Annotated in this window: 1 protein-coding gene; it reads left to right on the top strand. The window is 65.6% G+C overall.

The window, feature by feature from the left end; all coding sequences use genetic code 11:
• Positions 1 to 15: 15 nt before the first annotated feature.
• Positions 16 to 617: zinc ribbon domain-containing protein (locus FXF52_RS41230; protein WP_222870972.1), on the top strand; the 602-nt coding region annotated here is incomplete at its 3' end.

The raw sequence follows: 617 nt of genomic DNA, 5'->3' as shown, positions 1-617 counted from the left end.
GCCGAGTCGGACCGGTTGAAGGAACGCAACCGACGGCGGGCGAAGCTCCGCTCGATCGCCAACACCGCCGCCCTACGTGGCGACCACGCGAAAGCGCACCGGATCAAGGTCAACAATCTCGGCACGATGAAGCGGGATCGGCAGGCCGCCCGGCATCGGGCGCGGGTGCGCACGGAGATCTTCACCGCCGTGCACGAGGTCGTCGACAAAGCGAACACGGTGATCGCTGAAGACCTCACCAAACGCTTCACCAGCCGTAAGAAGCTTCCCAAGAACATCAACCGGCGTCTCGCCGCGTGGACCAAAGGAGTCACCGCCGAGGCACTGAAAAGCGTGTCGGAGCGCAGAGGTTCTGCGCTCGTTCCCGTCAACGCCGCCTACACCTCACAAACCTGCCACCACTGCGGCGACTTCGGCCGACGCAGCGGGAACAGGTTTCACTGCACCCAGTGCGGGGTGGTGTGGCAAGCCGACGTGAACGCCGCGATCAACATCCTGCACCGAGCCGGCGACCCCGACATCGCCCTGCACACCCCACACCAGCGGGTGAAGCAGATCCTGCAGGACCGGACCGATCGCCACCGGACCAGACTGCCGGTCCAGGACTCCAGCCCAGC

It is taken from the genome of Micromonospora sp. MP36 (assembly GCF_008119785.1).
In the GTDB taxonomy this organism is placed as follows: Bacteria; Actinomycetota; Actinomycetes; order Mycobacteriales; family Micromonosporaceae; genus Micromonospora.
Note: the sequence above shows the minus strand (reverse complement) of the source record. Positions and strands in the feature narration are given on the sequence as shown.